This window comes from Halobacillus sp. H74 (assembly GCF_052246715.1).
Taxonomy (GTDB): domain Bacteria; phylum Bacillota; class Bacilli; order Bacillales; family Halobacillaceae; genus Halobacillus; species Halobacillus litoralis_A.
In genome coordinates, this window is sequence record NZ_JBQQCI010000010.1 from 23,753 (window position 1) to 39,809 (window position 16,057).

Consider the following 16,057-nt stretch of genomic DNA (forward strand, 5'->3'; position numbering starts at 1 on the left):
ATAAAATGCCGACTCGTGAGTCTCACGGGTTACATAACCCTTATAAAATTTAGAATAGGTCGGTTCATTTTAGTCGCCCTTCACTGTCCCTTTGCTTAGGCGATAGCCTATTTCTGGGGGGCTTAATCTTGCCTGAGGTTGTATATTTGTTCCTGTTTACCTAATATGTTTGGGGGGAATGGTTGAAAAATGTGCGAAACGTGAAGTCATAGTGAAGGAGTAGTCGGATGAGCGATTGGATTGTTTTTGCTCTATTTTTCATATCAGGAATCAGTACATTTTTTATTGCATCAAGGCTTTCGATTTTCGGGGATGCAGTGAAGGAAAAAAGTAGAGTTTCCTCTACATTTATGGGGGCTGTCATAGGGATTGCCATTTCTCTTCCGGAGTTGACGTCAAGTGTGACGGCGATCATTATTGATAGCCCTGATTTAGCGGTGGGTAATCTCATAGGGAGTAATTTATTTAATATAATGGGACTCGCCATTTTTGATATCGTTTATCGTCGCTATCAAATCCTGACCCATGCTACTGTTGAGAGTAAATTGTATGGTTGGCTGGTTATTCTTATGACATTGATTGTCATTGCTGGATTAAGTTTGACTCTCCCTACTCATATCTTTCATATTAGTTACACCTCTATAGCTGTGATTCTTCTTTATTTCATCGGTTCAAAATTCATTAATGACCGCACAGAATACAAAGGGAGAAAAGTTAAAAATAAAAATGGAAGATATAATGAATATACGTATAAACAAGTGTTAATACGCTTTATATTAGCAGCTGTTGCTATCATGCTGATTGGTAGTGTCCTAACGGTAACAGCTGAAAGAATTTCCGTAATTACGGGGATAGGAGCCTCGTTCATTGGTGCTTTTCTTGTCGCAATCAGTACGTCCTTGCCTGATGCCGTAAGTGTAGGGACCGCCTTGAAATTAAGGAACTTCAATTTGGGCATCAGTTCTCTGCTTGGAAGTAATGCTTTCAACTTGATGATATTAGCGCTTACAGATCTTATTTACTTCCGAGGCAACTTGTTGGAAGAGTCGTCTCCTGCGAATATGATTACTGGTGTTACATCTATCATCTTCATCCTGTTGATCATTTATAGCATTACCAGGAAAAAAGTGAGTGTCTGGAATTATCTGCTCCCTTCAGTAGTGATCATTGTGAGTTATTTTGTTACTACCTACCTTGTCTTTCAAATCAAGTGAAAAGCGGCCATTTGGGAGGCTGCTGAAGAACTGAAACTTTTGGGAGTTATGCACCAAATAAGAAGCCGAGTTGAACGATAAAGTCGTCCAACTCGGCTTCTTTTATAATTTCGATGAGCCATTTGGGCTCATGTTCATTGATCTTCGGAAGCGAAATGAACACCGGTTTCCTTCTCAATGATCTCGACAAGGACTTGGGAATAGTACGATTCAGCTTCAAAAGTATCTTCCGAGGGCTTCTCTGGGAACTCATCTTTCATGCCTTCATTAATAGTTACTCAAGATAGAGAAAAGTTTTCAGTGGCCACCCATTTGGCAGTATTTTTACTTAGCTATATCTCGTTGTTTCTGTTTTTTACTGCGAAAAGGTAACCACCAGTTCCAATCGCCTAAAAGCTTCATTAAACTCGGAACGAGAAGAAGCCGGATGATGGTTGCATCAATGAATATAGCAATGGCGATTCCAATTCCGATTTGCTTGACCGGCACGACTCCTGTAAAAGCGAATGCTCCAGTTATCACAATCATAATCAAGGCTGCAGATGTAATAATCTTACTTGTACTGGCCAGCCCCTCGACAGTGGCTTTCGTATTATCTCCATTTTCTAAATAGAACTCGTGGATTCTTGAAATCAGAAAGACTTCATAGTCCATACTCAGGCCGAATACAAGGCTGAAGACGATGACAGGTAAAATTAAAGCGATATCTGCTTCATTCAACCCGAATTGGCCACCCTGGAAAATCCATACGAGTACACCGAAAGTTGAGGTAAGCCCAATGATATTCATTAAAATGGCCTTCAGTGGAATAATGATTGATCGGAAAGCTATCATCAAGATGATGAAGGTAGAAATGAGGATGATAGCTAAAGTCAGTCCGATTTTTTCAGAAATCTCTGTGTAAATTTCCTGATTAAATTTAGGTTGCCCTCCAAACATCATGGAAACCTCCCACTCTTGTGAAGACCAGTCTGTCATTAAGTCCTGGGCTTCAGATGAATTTGCAGGGACCGTCAAATTGACAGGGATCATTAACTTATTTCCTGAAATGAATTGATTTATAGCGGGTTCAAGCTGCTCTTTGCGAGGAGTTTGCTCAAGAGTAGCCGCCAATTCATCCGCTGTCTCCAACTTACTTGCTGTGTAGAGTGTTTGTACGGAAGCAACGATATCGGGATCTGTGAGTTCATCTTGTAATTCTTTCATTTGCTGAAGGCCGTCTTTCTCCAACCAATCCCCTTCTTTGGTAGCGATGATATATGCGGTACTTTCCTGGTTATCCATAAAAGTCTTGTCTATCGTTTCATATGCTGAGCGAGAATCGTAACTTTCCGGTAGCGCGTCGATTGTTGGTATCGATAGGTTCATATTGGTAATCGGAACTATACCGATAATCAATAGGATGAGCGCGACGAACGTAATGATTACCGGGCGCTTCATGATACTTTGAGCGAATTTTCTCCAACGTGGTGTTGTATCTTTATTTGTCGGGATTATGCGCCATTTATTCACTTTTGGCCCCAGAATATATAATAAGGAAGGGAGGAGGGTCAATGAGGCAAGGACGGCAGCCACAATAACCACTGTTCCCCCTATAGCGATGTTTGTGAAAATGTCCACTTTAATAACGACCATTGCTGCAAGCCCGATGAAAACACAGAGAGCTGAAAAAATGATTGATTTCCCAGCAGTTTCGATGGTCGTCATCAGGGCGCTCGCTTTTTCCTGTTTGGCTAATTCCTCCCGGTACCTATTAATGAAGAGAAGTGCAAAATCAATACTTAAAGCCAAACCGATCATGGGTGCGATATTAAGTATAAAAATTGATAATTGGGTGTCTTCACCTACGATGGCCAGGACACCGAAACCGGTGATGATCGTCACGGCTCCGATAATCAAGGGCAGCAGCGAAGCGATCACAGTACCGAAGGCAAGTAATAAAATAATCAATGCTACAGGCAAACCGATTAATTCGGCGCGCTTCAAATCTTCCTGACTAGCTTTATTGATATCCTCTGATATGACAGGTGCTCCTGTAAGTACTGTTCCTTCATGGGATGCGGTGATTTTTTCGATTCCCTTAATGACAGAGGCCATATCTGATGTTTCCCCACTGAAATGTATGGCTGCATAAGCCCGATCCCCTTCGATCATTGACTCATCTTCCAATGGAGAATCAATGCTTGATGCTAAACCAAGATCAATAACTTTATCTAAAGTACTTTTGATTTCATGATTCGTCTGATTCTCAAATGAAAGAAGGAGCGTTGATTCAGGAAAGTCGAACGTTTCATTCAATTCGTCTTCAACCTGTTCATATTCTCCATCTGTCCGGAAGCCGTCTCCTTCAAGCAAGGAGGGCAGCTGGATGGCGAAGTATCCCATGCCAATGATTAAGATCAACCATATAATTAATAACCATTTATGGGATCGAACAATAAAAGAGGAAATACTCCCCATAAGACAGAACTCCTTTAACATGATTTATTTGTCATTTATTACATTCTCTTCAAATGATACTCCTTTTTATAAATCTTGAAAACTAAAAAACGCTGAGGTGTAAAAGGGGAGGGTTAGTGGAAAAGAAAGGTGAAAGAAACGATAGAGAGGTTGGTGAAGGATGGAGTGGCCGGAAGAATTGATCAACGATGCCAAGAAAAGAATGGAGCCTTACAATGTAGAAGGTTTTGTGCTTGGAAAAGGAAATGAAGAAGGAGATATTATGATCGTGGGAGAAGCTCCTGGTGAAAACGAGGCAGTAAAAGGTGTGCCCTTTATAGGCAGAGCCGGAGACGAGTTGGATAAGCAGTTGTCTTACGTCGGTTTGGATAGAGAAGATGTCTATATTACGAGTGTAGTCAGAAGCAGGCCTTATAAATGGGTGAACACGAATAAAAAAGGAAGTGGTGGAAAGAGGAAAGCCAACCGAAAACCCAACCAGAAAGAAATTATTGCCCATGCTCCGCTTTTGGATTATCAGATTCAGCAGATGAAGCCTGAAGTCATTATCGCATTAGGAGGAGTTGCTTATGAACGATTGACGGGGAGTAAAGGCAAAATCAGTGAAGTGCTCGGCAAGGTTATCCAGACCCCTGTCATGAAAAGTTCAACCAGCCGGGGATGGGAAAAGACTGAGGAATCGTTTACAATCATCCCCTTATACCATCCGGCGGCTGTCTTTTACAACCCCAAGATAAAAGAAGACATCTATGAATCTTTAGATCATTTTATAAATTATTTGGAGAAAAAAGAAGAAAGCCGCAGGGCATAGTTTGGCCAGCGGCTTTCAATCTATATAAAGGTTTGATAGAGGGTGATTATTGGGCGTTCTGCATGGGGTGGGCCTTTTCAAAGACGAAATACCCCTGTTTACTAATGGAAGTAGAACCCACACCTGTACTTCTCCAACTCTGGATTGCGATGCTGTTTTCACCTTCGGAACCTTTGATTTTATAGATTTTGGTCTTTGGTAGAAAAGCAGTTACAGATTCCAGCGTACTCTGGTTTTCGGAAGGGGGCTTATGTTCGATTGTGCCCACGACCTCTCCTAATTGTTCCTTAGGGATGCGGTTGCCTGTTTGGACAAACTGTTCATCTTCATGAATAACGTACGTCTCCCGCACCATCATTGAAGTGTTGTTCGATTGAGGAACTGCTGATTGACCATTAGTATGTGAAGCCTTTGAGGCATGAGTGACTGACTTCAATTCAGCAGCCGTGCTTTTTTCAGGCAATAAGGATGCCTGCTCGGAAGCTGGGGGAGAGGCGGGTGAAAGTAAGTGCAGCCCAGTAAACAAAAGGGTCATGAATATAGGAAGTGGTACAATTTTTTTCAACCGACTGACCTTTCTGATACGTTTCCTTTTTAAAGAATGAAGGACAGACCTCTGCATGTGCCTGTGGTCGAATGGAACTTGACAGTACTTTACGTCTTGGTTCATTTTTTTTAATTTGCGATCCATTATATCACTCACTTTGGGAACCCCCTTCCGCTGTCAATCGTTCTTGGAGAAGTTGGCGTGCCCGGCGGAGTCTGGTCTTGACTGTGTTAGGGCTTGTGTTCAATACTTGCGCCAAATCTTTGATGTCGAATTCTTCAAAGTAGTATAAAATGATGATTTCTCTATACTTATCTTCTAATTTCAGGACTTGTCCCAATAAAGCCTCATCTTCATCCTTTTGTAAAAGGAACTCTTCCGGTGTTTCTTTTGAAGAGGGGATGGATCGGAAGAGTTCTGCCCCTTTTCTTACAACTCTCTTCATGTAGGAGCTTTTCAAATGATCCTTACATAAATTGATAGTGATTTTATATAACCAAGTTTTAATCAATGATTCTTGTTTGAAGGTCGAAAATTTCTGATATGCTTTAATAAACGTTTCCTGGGTGATATCCTCTGCGGTGGAATAATCTTTAACGTAAGAGTACGCGAGCCATTTCAAATCATGCCCATACTCCTGGATCCACATTTCTAATCTTTTTTCCGCTTGAACTTCGGGTTCATATGTAGAAGGTTGTGATCGTTGTTTTCGTATCAATTTTCCCCACCTCATCAATATAGACGACACTCCTTAGCCTCAGGTTTTAAAAGCGGTGAAAAACATTTCATCTTTACATACACATTCGGGAAATCCTTGTGATTTTCCTTGTTTGAAACTCATAGTGATGGAGGGGGGGGAGGTGCAAAACCAGGAGGTTGCCTGGCAGTTATCAGGTTTTTATTATGGAATGTTGGAACTTTTTTTCCGAGTAGTTTGGTTGGAAATTTCCGTGGATATCTCTATACCCTTTTCCTGTCAGATCGTTTTCGCTTGGAAAGGCATGCAGTCACTGCGCTGTTCTATACTTTTATGTTCCCTATTCTTGTTAGAAAAAGAGGAGTAGTAACTGTGCTTTTTGCATCTCTCAGGAAACTGATTTAATCTCTTCAATTGCGTCTGGAATTCTTTAATGTTTGCTGTATATTCCTGTAGAGACATCAATATTAATTAGTGAAGGACTGTAAAAATGTTTCACGTGAAACTTGGTGAAAAAAGAAGAGTATTGTCGATTAGCCGAATAATCATCGTGTTGGGTAATGGATGAGGAGAGTCCGTTTCTTTCTTTTGTTCTCTTTTATTTGTGCTATAATAAAGATAAATACGGCGACAGCTGCATCTGTCGCCGAAAGATACCGTTCGCATATGGTTTTAAGCTTTAGACCCTCTCGAGTGAGGGTCTAATTTTTATTGTTCATTTTGATGATGAGCGCAAGGAGTGTAATAATGAATGTTCCAAACGCCAACATGATCATCAGAGCTTCATATGTGCTCATAGATGGCATCACTCCCTTTCTATCACGTTCCTCAAATAGAGGTAGAGAACGGTATCTATATACAAGGATACCATATTTCGCTAAAAATAAGAACATACGTTCGTGAAATAGACAAAACGAACTAATAGAAAAACCTCAGGTCATCCATTTTTTGGATGACCTGAGGTGGCTTTTTATTGTGCGGTTCGTTCTTTCTTTGGTTTTTGGTCGTTGTTCAAGCTGTCTAAGCGATGCAATAATCCAACACCGAAATCTGCATCCACTCGAGGGTTGTAGTTTTCATTGAAGATTCCTCTGCTGGATTCGTAAGCGGTAGATCCGTGCTCAGAAAAATCGAGTCCGGAAACTTCTTCTTGTCTGGACACGCGGATGCCGACTGTACTTTTAATGATGAAAACCACGATTCCTGTTGTTAACATTGTCCACGCGATGACTGCTAAAATCCCTACCGCTTGGATTCCTAGCAGGCTAAGGCCGTCCCCATAGAAGAGTCCACCTTCGACTGAAAAGAATCCGACAGCTAAGGTTCCCCAGATTCCGCAAACACCGTGAACGGCGATGGCACCTACAGGGTCATCGATACGAGCGACACGATCAAGGAATTGTACTGCTTCGACAAGGATGACACCAGCGATTAAACCGATGATGATCGCTCCGATCAACGAAACGTTTGCAGTTCCGGCTGTAATACCTACCAGCCCAGCTAGTGCACCGTTTAATGTCAGAGAAGCGTCAATCCTTTTGAATTTGGCATAAGAGTAAAAGCCAGAACCGATGATTCCAGCTGACGCTGAAAGTAGTGTAGTTGCGATTACGGAAGGGACGAGAGATGGGTCAGCAGCTAATGTACTTCCTCCATTGAAACCGAACCAGCCGAACCAAAGAATGAATACACCTAATGCACCAAGTGGTATATTATGTCCCGGGATGACGTTCACTGTTTTTCCGCTATATTTACCAAGGCGCGGTCCTAAGAACATGACAGCAACGATAGCACCGAGAGCTCCTGTTAAGTGAACGACGGTTGAACCTGCAAAGTCGACAAAACCAAGCTCGGATAACCAACCTCCACCCCAGACCCAGTGACCGACTACGGGGTAGATGAAACCTGTCATAACTACGGTAAGCAGAAGGTAAGAACCGAGTTTGATACGTTCAGCAACTGCACCTGAAATGATGGTGGCACAGGTGGCTGCGAAAACGGCTTGGAAAACAAAGAAGCCGATTTGATCTTCATGGCCACTTAGCAGAAAGCCATCAATCCCTATTATTCCTCCACCAGATGTTCCGAACATAATGCCATATCCGACAACGAAATAAAGTACGGAGGCAATGGACATGGTCATGAAGTTTTTCATCAAAATATTAAGTGCGTTTTTGGAGCGGGTAAAACCCGATTCTACCATGGCGAAGCCTGCGTGCATGAAGAATACTAAGAATGCTGCAATCATAATCCAGGCCATATCCAAAGACTGCAAAACAGATTCGGCAGTCACGGCTGTTTCGGCACTAGCAATCATAGGGAAAGCGAGAATCGAAAATAAAAACAATGGAATAATCTTCTTCATAATTGAATCCTTCCTTCCGGGATGATAATTAAATTAATGCTTCTTTACCGGTTTCCCCTGTGCGGATACGAAACACTTCATCAACGGTGGATACAAATACTTTTCCGTCACCCACTTCGTTGGTAGCGCAGGTGTCCATGATGACATCGATGATCGATCCGAGTTCATGGTTTTCGACCACCATTTCCACTTTTACTTTCGGATATAATTTGACCTCGAAACGGCTGCCTCTGAAAATCCCCTCCTGGCCTTTTTGCTGTCCACATCCTGCGACTTCTGATACAGTCAGCCCTTTGACGCCTATTTCATCCAGGTTCTGTCGTAATGTTTGGAACGCTTCGGGCCGAATGATCGCCTCCACTTTCTTCATGGAAAATGTCCTCCTTAAGTTTATGTTAGCTTTTCTAACATATTAAGTAATGAATAAATATAATCATAAAGTAAATATTCTGAAAAATCAACAGGTTTTTCTAAGTTAATGTAAGGAAAGTTGACATCAAGTTGGTTTGGATAAAAAAACCACCTCAAGCCATCCATTTTCTGGATGGCTTGAGGTGGTAGTCATTAGTAGTTCATCTGTGTTATAAGTCGTCAAATCCATTACTGTCAGATACTTTTGTATATTGTCTGGATTTTTGCTCAAAGAAGTCGGATTTCCCTTCATCCACTTCCTGGTAGGCTCGTATCCATTTTAATGGGTTCTTTTTATAAGAGGGAAAAGGTTTTTCTGCACCTAACTGACGGCTTCTCGTATTAGCCATGAACCGGATGTAATCTTCTAGGTCCGTGATCGGGATTCCGGGGAACTGCTCACCAATGATGTGATGTGCCCATTTGATTTCAAGTTCCGCTGCTTTTGTGAATGTCTCTGTTACGAATGTCAGATACATTTCACGGTCTAACTCTGGGTTTTCATTCAATGTTTCTTTGAAAATCCTTGAAAATAAATTCACGTGTATTTGTTCATCTCTATTGATATAGTTGATCATTGTGCTTGTTGAGACCATCTTATTGTTCCTGGCCAAATTGTAGAAAAAAGCGAAGCCAGCGTAAAAGAACAATCCTTCTAGTACAACATCATAGACAATCGAGCGCAGGAATGTATCAATCGATGGATTTTCATCGAATTCCTGGTAGCCATCTGTAATAAATTGGTTTCTCTCCAACAGAACTTCATCATGCTTCCAGTACTCGAAAATTCTCTCTTGTTCACCCTGGTCCACCAGAGAGGAGAGAACATAGGAATAAGATTGATTATGGACGACTTCCTGAAAAGCGAGTACTTGCATCAAAGCAGAAAGGCTTGAGTCTGTTAAATAATCAGCAATTTTACCTGAGTAATCTGTTTGAATGGAATCGAGAAAAGCGAGCAGTCCGATTATTTTTTTAAATGACGCTTGTTCTTTTTCAGAGAGCTCCGGCCATTGTTTCAAGTCATTGCTCATATTGATTTCATTCGGAATCCAAAAGTTGGAAAGCATGTTTTTATACATCGGATAGGCCCAAGCAAAACGAGTATGATCCCAATTCAGCACGTTCGAGCTTTTTCCGTTAATTATTCCTGTAGATGCGTTCGGAGCTTCGTGGTCGACTAATTTCCGTTTTTGTATCGTCTCCATTAAGATTACCTCCTTGTTATGATGAGCAACTTTCGCAGTCGTCATACTCGCCTTGACTTGACGTGGACCTGGTATAATAAGTCGTTTTTAAGCCTTTTTTCCAAGCATCCAAATGGATAGCTAATAATTCTTTTGCCTGGATCGTGTTCGTTACATAGATATTGAAAGAGATTGATTGATCAATGAATTTTTGGCGTATGCTGTTTTGATGGATGCTCGTATGCTGGTCGATCTCATATGCTGATTTATAGTAGCCATACGTTTCATGATTCAGGTCAGGGGCGGTGACGGGAATCTTGTAGTCTTTTTTCTCTTCGGAATAAAACTTCTTAAAGATTGGATCAATGCTGGCTGTGCTGCCTGCAATTAAAGATGTACTTGAGTTTGGAGCCACCGCAAGAAGGTAGCCATTTCTCATACCGTCCCGAGCAACCTTGTCTTTTAAGGCTTTCCAGTTCCATGAACCGTATTGGTCAAACGTTCGTTTAACGAAAAAATCCCCATTTTGCCAGTCGGATCCTTCGAAAAGGGGGTAACTGCCTTTTTCAACAGCCAATTCACTGCTTGCTTCAATCGCATAATAAGCGATAGCCTCATACACTTCTTTCGTATAGTCCAGCGCCTCTTCTGATTCCCAGGCGATTTTCTTTTTCGCAAGCAAGTGGGCCCACCCGAATGTACCAAGTCCCACGCCGCGGTAGTTTTGGTTTGTCAATTGGGCTTGAAGCACAGGGATCGTGTTTTGTTCGATAACATTATCAAGCATGCGGACTTGTATCGGTATCAGTCGCTTTAATACACCTTCTGGTACCGCTTTTCCTAAGTTGATACTGGATAAATTACAGACGACGAATTCACCTGGTGTTTGGACGGTGATGATCTTTCCATCTTCCACGTATTGTTCGTTTTGCGTAGTCGGGCTTTGGTTTTGAGCGATTTCTGTACAAAGATTGCTGCAGTAGATCATCCCCGCGTGGTGGTTAGGATTCATACGGTTTACTTCATCTCTGTAAAACATATATGGTGTACCTGTTTCGAGCTGGCCGACCATAATTCTCTTCATGATCTCGATGGCTGGCACGGTTGTTTTTGAAAGGGCAGGGTGGTTGACACACTGAAAATACTTCTCCCGGAAAGATCCTTTGCCGCGTTCTTCATCAAAATGGTCTTCCAATGAAAAACCCATCACTTCTCTAACTTCATGAGGATCGAACAAATACCAATCTTCACGTTTTTCTACAGTCTCCATGAACAAATCTGGGATAGAAACTCCAGTAAATAAATCATGGGTACGCTGCCGCTCGTCCCCATTGTTCAACCGACTATCTAAAAATGGGAAAATATCTTTATGCCAGACATCTAAATAAACAGCAATGGCCCCCTGACGTTGACCGAGTTGATCTACGCTTACAGCCGTGTTATTCAATTGCTTCATCCAAGGAATCACTCCTGAAGAAACACCCTTGAAACCGCGTATGTCGCTGCCACGACTTCTGATTTTACCTAAGTAAACACCGATTCCGCCTCCATGTTTACTTAAATTAGCGATATCTGTGTTGCTGTCATAAATCGATTGTAAGCTGTCATCAACGGTATCAATAAAGCAGGAGCTTAGCTGTCCGTACCTTTTTCCGGCGTTTGCAAGAGTGGGGGTGGCTACAGTCATATACAAATGACTCAGGGCCCAATAAGCTTCTTTCACTAAGTCGATTCGTTTGTGTGTTTCTTCTTGAGACATGAGGACCATGGCTATGATCATAAACCTCTCTTGGGGAAGTTCATAAAATTCCCCCTTCTTACTACGGGCGATGTATCTGTCACTCAGTGTCTTCAAACCGATATAGGTGAATTGACGGTCGCATTCCGGATCGATCGCAAAGGAAAGTTCATCAATTTCCGCTTTTGTGTAGTATGTAAGAAGATTCGTGGAGTAAATTTCTTCATTGATCAAACGTTCAATCAAACCAAAAAAATCTTGATAGGGTTCGTTTGTGTTTCTGTTCATGACTGCCTCTTCATACATTTGTTCAAGCAGAATGCGACTAGCGACGAAGGTCCAGCCAGGTTCTGTTTCATCCACTTCGGCCAGGCATTCCAGGATTAAAGTTTTTGACTGTTCTGCTTCGTTCAATTGCGCAAATCCCAGGTCGGGTAATTTATCAATGAGTCGCTGGAGCTCAAGTTTCGGATAATCATTCTTCCACTTGGTTATTTTTTCCTTCCAATGGGTCTCTTTCGTAAGTACACTCATTTTGTCACTCCTTTTATCATAACTGTGTCTACTCTTATTCTTGTCGATAATTCCATTAATTACGGTTATAAAAATGGAGAATCGTGTTTCAGGAATATCAACTTTGATAAATATCATAAAAAAATCCGCTCACGGAAATGAGCGGATGAAACCATGGAACGAAGAGAGGAAAGCGATCAGGATGTCCTCGTTCCATCGTTTCATCTTCTCAATCCCCGAAGAAGTTGAAACTACCGACGAACAAAGACAGGTCTCCTGGCTGACACTCGATCTTACTCTGGTCCTTCCCGTGCGTTGGCACAGTGGAACCTCCATTTCGCGAGTGTTTACAGTTGCGGGGGCAGCTCCGGACTTTAACCGGATTCCCTATTAAGCCTTGTGGCATCTTTCATTCGTAAATACTATATATAGTTGTATTTTTTAAAATTGTTAGCTTATATTGTGTTTTAATCATAACGGAGAAGCAGAAATCATGCAACTCTTTTCTCTTTGAATTATATTGATGCATACTTAATTCTTATGAAAAAAAGCAATGTTTCTTTATAATGAAAGCTGTGATGAAAGATAATATGAAGGGGGATTAGAGGATGGGAAGCGAATTTAATTGGCATGAAGAAGCGGAAAAACAATGGGATGATCGTTCAGAAATGTGGAGCTCGAAAAGTCGGGTGATGTGGGAAGAAGGAAGCCGAAGTACAATCGTTCCTTTTTTAAAACAACATGTAGGGAAAGGGTCTATCGCTGATTTAGGGTGTGGGGATGGCTTCGGATCCTATCTTCTCTTTCAGGAAGGGTTTGAAGTTACGGGGGTAGACCTATCAAAGGATATGATTGAACGGGCGAACTCACGTATCCAGAAAGAAGGTTTATCGTTTGCTCAGGGGGATTTGACGGATTTACCATTCCAATCAGAGCAATTCGATGGAGCCATGGCCATCAATTCACTGGAATGGATTGAAACCCCCTACAAAGGACTGGAAGAAATAAAGAGGATCTTAAAGCCCGGCGGCCGTCTATGTATCGGTTTGCTGGGGCCGACAGCTATGCCGAGGATCAACAGTTACCGTAGGCTTTATGGGGAAAAGGTGATCTGTAATACGATGATGCCCTGGGAATTAAGAAAAATGGCAGAGGAAACAGGGTGGAAGTGTATTGACGGTCAAGGAGTCTATAAGCGGGGGGTAGAAGAAACCCATATACATACACTTGATGAAGAAATGAAACAGGCTCTGACATTTATGTGGTTATTCATATTCGAGAAAAAAGAATGACGGAGTGAAAAAGGCTGTATGATTTTAAAGACCTTCTCATAAATTCAAACATGAGGAGGGTGAATGTGATGGCATGGGTCCAAACATTCTTGTCCATTCGGTTCGTGTTTATCGGATTTTTCTCGCTGACTGCATTGGGTTTGATGGTCTTTCAGTCTATTTCCATCTTTCAAGCGTTCGTAGAGTTCTATGAAGTGCTGCATAGAAAATAAAAGGAACCGGGCCCTTTGAGTAGGTCCCGGTTCCTTTTATTTAGTTTTGCTGTTCCCAAAGAAATTTACCGAGCAGAAGGTCTACTTCAGCTAGCTCATGGAGCCCTGAATGTGATGCTTGCTTGTTATAAACCATTTCTTCTTGATATTGGCCGAATGGGACAATATCCTGTAATCCTTTTACACTTGATGCGTGGACGAGTCCATCCCAATGGAGTTGTTCTGGGGCTTCTTTGTTGATGATTCCTGCTATGGCCAGTACATCAACATGGGGAGGAAATTGGTTCTTTTTTTCAACCATCTGTATTAATGCTTCTGATTCTGGCTGTAAGTCTGTGGTTGCCTCTCCATAGTTTGATTTAAAATATCCTTCTTTTCTAATGCCTTTGAACGGGCTTGCGATAACGGCCAGTTTTTCGACTTTAGGAGCTGTGAATTCTTGAGCGTTCAAGAGGTAATTGGCAGATATTAATCCACCCATTGAATGTCCGATGATATTTACTTGCTGGATTTCGTAGTCATATTTCAACCGCTGCATGATACCTTCAAGCCAATGCGTTTGGCTATTAATGCTGGCCCGGTTGTTCTCAAACAACACTTGAATGAATGGGGTTCTGGATTGTTGGATGCCACCTTGAATGGTTAGGTCGCCGTCTGATGCTACATAAATAACCATCTGCTTTTTCCCCCATTCCAGGCTTTGCATCCGGTCAATCATCGTTTGGAAGCTTCTAGGACCTCCTTTGTATCCATGGATAAAGAGGGTCGGGGTCATATCCTCTTGATCAATAGGTTCTGAGCTGCTCGATTTGGAATTGATCATAAAGAAAATCAACCCGATTAGAATGGAACCTACCAGAAGAGAGAGCCATTTCATTATCGATTTATTTGCTGTAATCATTGGTGTTCCTCCTGAGAATTATAAATCCTTGTTCTAGTGTAAAAGAATAACATAGCCGGAAAAACAGGTTATGGGAAAAAAGAATGACAAAGTGATGACTATACACTATAGCATACCCTTGATGCCTTAGAGCATGTTTTCGACCCATCTGTTGGTTTATCTCTGTTCTTTCAGGGAAAACTGAAACTGTACTGAATAACAAGGATTACAGAAAGGAGCTTCCCTTTGAATCAAGAACAATTGAAAAAGAAAATTTACAACATCATGGATCAACACACTGTAGGAACGCTTGCGACTGTCAAAGATCAGAAGCCACATTCTCGCTTCATGACGTTTTTCAATGATGATGAATTTACTTTCTACACGCCAACCAATAAAGAAACACATAAAGCGGAAGAAATTGAAGCGAATCCTCATGTCCATATCCTTATCGGTTATGAAGGGGATGGGTACGGAGACAGCTATTTGGAAGTCGAAGGACAAGCCAAAATTCGAGATGATCAAAAAATCAAAGATTGGCTTTGGTCTGAGCGAATGGAACGCTGGTTTACTGGAAAAGGAGACCCGGACTACATCGTTCTTGAGGTCATGCCGGAAAATATCCGTTTGATGAATGCTGATGGAGATACACCAGAAACCTTAGATTTATAAGAAGAAGGGGTTAGCAGATTGCTAACCCCTTCTTTGGTCTTGAGAACTCCTCGAGGTCATAAGCAAGCCTTTTGCTGTGGCGAAAACTCCCGTCACTTCAAAGGTGTGCTTATGCTTTTCGGGGGCCGGTTCCACTTTCGTGCTAGGAAAGGGAACATGATTCATCTTCGTATTCGATTTCGATAGTGACATGCTCCAATTTAATCGGGCCAAGGATTTCTTTCGCTTGTTCTTTCACGTTGCAAACCTCCTGCTTAGTGGTGGCAGCGGGTACAACAATATGAGTGGAAAACGCATGGTTTTCTCCGTCCATAGACCATAAATGGGTATGGTGAGTGGAGTTGACGTGCTGGATCTTGTTTATTTCTGTAATAAGGTCATCCAAGTCGATATGGTTCGGGACACCTTCTAAAAAGAGCCGCATCGTCTGGATAAGGTTTTTGATAACATTGTAAAGGATGAAAAGCGTAATTCCTATAGAAGCTATAGGGTCAAGAATTGGCAGGTCTGTAAAAAACATGATTACACTGACTATAAGGACAGCCAACCATCCAAGGACATCCTCCAACATATGCCATGTCATCACTTTTTGGTTCATTGAATCCCCGCCTCTAAGCTTGAAAACCGCGGCACCATTGACGACGATACCCAATAGGGATAAGAGAATCATCCCTGCGGCGTTCGGTTGTTCCGGATTCAATAACCTGGGTACAGCTTCTGTCAAAATGAAAACAGATCCGACAATCAAAACGACACTGTTGATTAAAGCAGCAAGCAATGAAAAGCGCCTGTACCCGAAAGAAAATTGCGGAGAATGATCTTTATTAGAAAATTTTTGTAAGAACCAAGCTAAACCAAGTGATAACGAGTCCCCTAAATCATGCAAAGCATCTGATAAGATAGCCATGCTGTTTGTTAGAATACCGCCAATCAATTCAATGATCGTGAAAGCGAAGTTCAAGAAAAAAGCGGTTTTAATTTTTCCGGTAGTTGAATCGACATGATGGTGGTGATGATGGCTCATTTTTACACCTCCTCATAATGTATGAGCATATGTG

Annotated in this window: 16 protein-coding genes and 1 riboswitch; of the genes, 5 read left to right on the forward strand and 11 right to left on the reverse strand. The window is 41.8% G+C overall.

Annotated features, from left to right (window positions below; genetic code table 11):
- Positions 1 to 227: 227 nt before the first annotated feature.
- Positions 228 to 1,214: a sodium:calcium antiporter gene (locus ACTWPX_RS18405; protein WP_443120989.1), complete on the forward strand. Its 987-nt coding sequence runs from the start codon at positions 228 to 230 to the stop codon at positions 1,212 to 1,214.
- Between the two features lie 46 nt (positions 1,215 to 1,260).
- Here the strand turns inward: ACTWPX_RS18405 and ACTWPX_RS18410 are convergent, their stop codons facing one another.
- Both ACTWPX_RS18410 and ACTWPX_RS18415 read right to left on the reverse strand, forming a co-directional pair.
- Positions 1,261 to 1,434, reverse strand: coding sequence for a hypothetical protein (locus ACTWPX_RS18410; RefSeq protein WP_443120990.1), 174 nt, complete (start codon positions 1,432 to 1,434; stop codon positions 1,261 to 1,263).
- 104 nt (positions 1,435 to 1,538) lie between these two features.
- Positions 1,539 to 3,674, reverse strand: a complete 2,136-nt coding sequence (locus ACTWPX_RS18415; RefSeq protein WP_443120991.1) for an MMPL family transporter — start codon at positions 3,672 to 3,674, stop codon at positions 1,539 to 1,541.
- A gap of 160 nt (positions 3,675 to 3,834) precedes the next feature.
- Here ACTWPX_RS18415 and ACTWPX_RS18420 point away from each other — a divergent pair, with 160 nt between their 5' ends.
- Positions 3,835 to 4,485: a uracil-DNA glycosylase gene (locus ACTWPX_RS18420; protein ID WP_443120992.1), complete on the forward strand. Its 651-nt coding sequence runs from the start codon at positions 3,835 to 3,837 to the stop codon at positions 4,483 to 4,485.
- Positions 4,486 to 4,531: 46 nt separating this feature from the next.
- Here ACTWPX_RS18420 and ACTWPX_RS18425 read toward each other — a convergent pair whose 3' ends face one another.
- The 7 genes from ACTWPX_RS18425 to ACTWPX_RS18455 all read right to left on the reverse strand — a co-directional run bounded on the left by ACTWPX_RS18425 (position 4,532) and on the right by ACTWPX_RS18455 (position 11,964).
- The gene (locus ACTWPX_RS18425) at positions 4,532 to 5,188 is read right to left on the reverse strand and encodes a hypothetical protein (protein WP_443120993.1); all 657 of its coding nucleotides are present in this window, start codon (positions 5,186 to 5,188) and stop codon (positions 4,532 to 4,534) included.
- A complete protein-coding gene (locus ACTWPX_RS18430) occupies positions 5,181 to 5,750 on the reverse strand; it encodes a sigma-70 family RNA polymerase sigma factor (protein WP_443120994.1) in 570 nt (189 codons plus the stop codon). The genes ACTWPX_RS18425 and ACTWPX_RS18430 overlap by 8 nt, the downstream gene beginning before the upstream one ends.
- A 680-nt stretch (positions 5,751 to 6,430) precedes the next feature.
- Positions 6,431 to 6,526: a putative holin-like toxin gene (locus ACTWPX_RS18435; RefSeq protein ID WP_128524797.1), complete on the reverse strand. Its 96-nt coding sequence runs from the start codon at positions 6,524 to 6,526 to the stop codon at positions 6,431 to 6,433.
- Positions 6,527 to 6,699: 173 nt separating this feature from the next.
- Entirely contained in the window at positions 6,700 to 8,094 is a 1,395-nt protein-coding gene (locus tag ACTWPX_RS18440; RefSeq protein ID WP_443120995.1) for an ammonium transporter, read from the reverse strand.
- 28 nt (positions 8,095 to 8,122) lie between these two features.
- A complete protein-coding gene (locus ACTWPX_RS18445) occupies positions 8,123 to 8,464 on the reverse strand; it encodes a P-II family nitrogen regulator (RefSeq protein WP_443120996.1) in 342 nt (113 codons plus the stop codon).
- A gap of 211 nt (positions 8,465 to 8,675) precedes the next feature.
- Entirely contained in the window at positions 8,676 to 9,713 is a 1,038-nt protein-coding gene (locus tag ACTWPX_RS18450) for a ribonucleotide-diphosphate reductase subunit beta (RefSeq protein ID WP_128524794.1), read from the reverse strand.
- A gap of 16 nt (positions 9,714 to 9,729) precedes the next feature.
- Entirely contained in the window at positions 9,730 to 11,964 is a 2,235-nt protein-coding gene (locus tag ACTWPX_RS18455; protein WP_443120997.1) for a ribonucleoside-diphosphate reductase subunit alpha, read from the reverse strand.
- Between the two features lie 228 nt (positions 11,965 to 12,192).
- A riboswitch (cobalamin riboswitch) is annotated at positions 12,193 to 12,369 on the reverse strand.
- Between the two features lie 182 nt (positions 12,370 to 12,551).
- Between ACTWPX_RS18455 and ACTWPX_RS18460 the strand changes: the two genes are divergently transcribed.
- Entirely contained in the window at positions 12,552 to 13,235 is a 684-nt protein-coding gene (locus ACTWPX_RS18460; protein WP_443120998.1) for a class I SAM-dependent methyltransferase, read from the forward strand.
- A gap of 65 nt (positions 13,236 to 13,300) precedes the next feature.
- The gene (locus ACTWPX_RS18465) at positions 13,301 to 13,447 is read left to right on the forward strand and encodes a hypothetical protein (protein WP_164908430.1); all 147 of its coding nucleotides are present in this window, start codon (positions 13,301 to 13,303) and stop codon (positions 13,445 to 13,447) included.
- A gap of 40 nt (positions 13,448 to 13,487) precedes the next feature.
- Here the strand turns inward: ACTWPX_RS18465 and ACTWPX_RS18470 are convergent, their stop codons facing one another.
- Positions 13,488 to 14,348 carry an alpha/beta fold hydrolase gene (locus tag ACTWPX_RS18470; RefSeq protein WP_443120999.1) on the reverse strand — a complete coding sequence of 287 codons (861 nt, stop codon included), beginning with the start codon at positions 14,346 to 14,348 and terminating at the stop codon, positions 13,488 to 13,490.
- Between the two features lie 225 nt (positions 14,349 to 14,573).
- Here ACTWPX_RS18470 and ACTWPX_RS18475 point away from each other — a divergent pair, with 225 nt between their 5' ends.
- Positions 14,574 to 14,999, forward strand: coding sequence for a pyridoxamine 5'-phosphate oxidase family protein (locus ACTWPX_RS18475; RefSeq protein WP_128524791.1), 426 nt, complete (start codon positions 14,574 to 14,576; stop codon positions 14,997 to 14,999).
- Between the two features lie 142 nt (positions 15,000 to 15,141).
- On the opposite strand, the gene ACTWPX_RS18480 is transcribed toward ACTWPX_RS18475, so the two are convergent.
- Complete coding sequence (locus tag ACTWPX_RS18480) at positions 15,142 to 16,023, reverse strand: cation diffusion facilitator family transporter (protein WP_443121000.1); 882 nt, start codon at positions 16,021 to 16,023, stop codon at positions 15,142 to 15,144.
- Between the last annotated feature and the right edge of the window lie 34 nt (positions 16,024 to 16,057).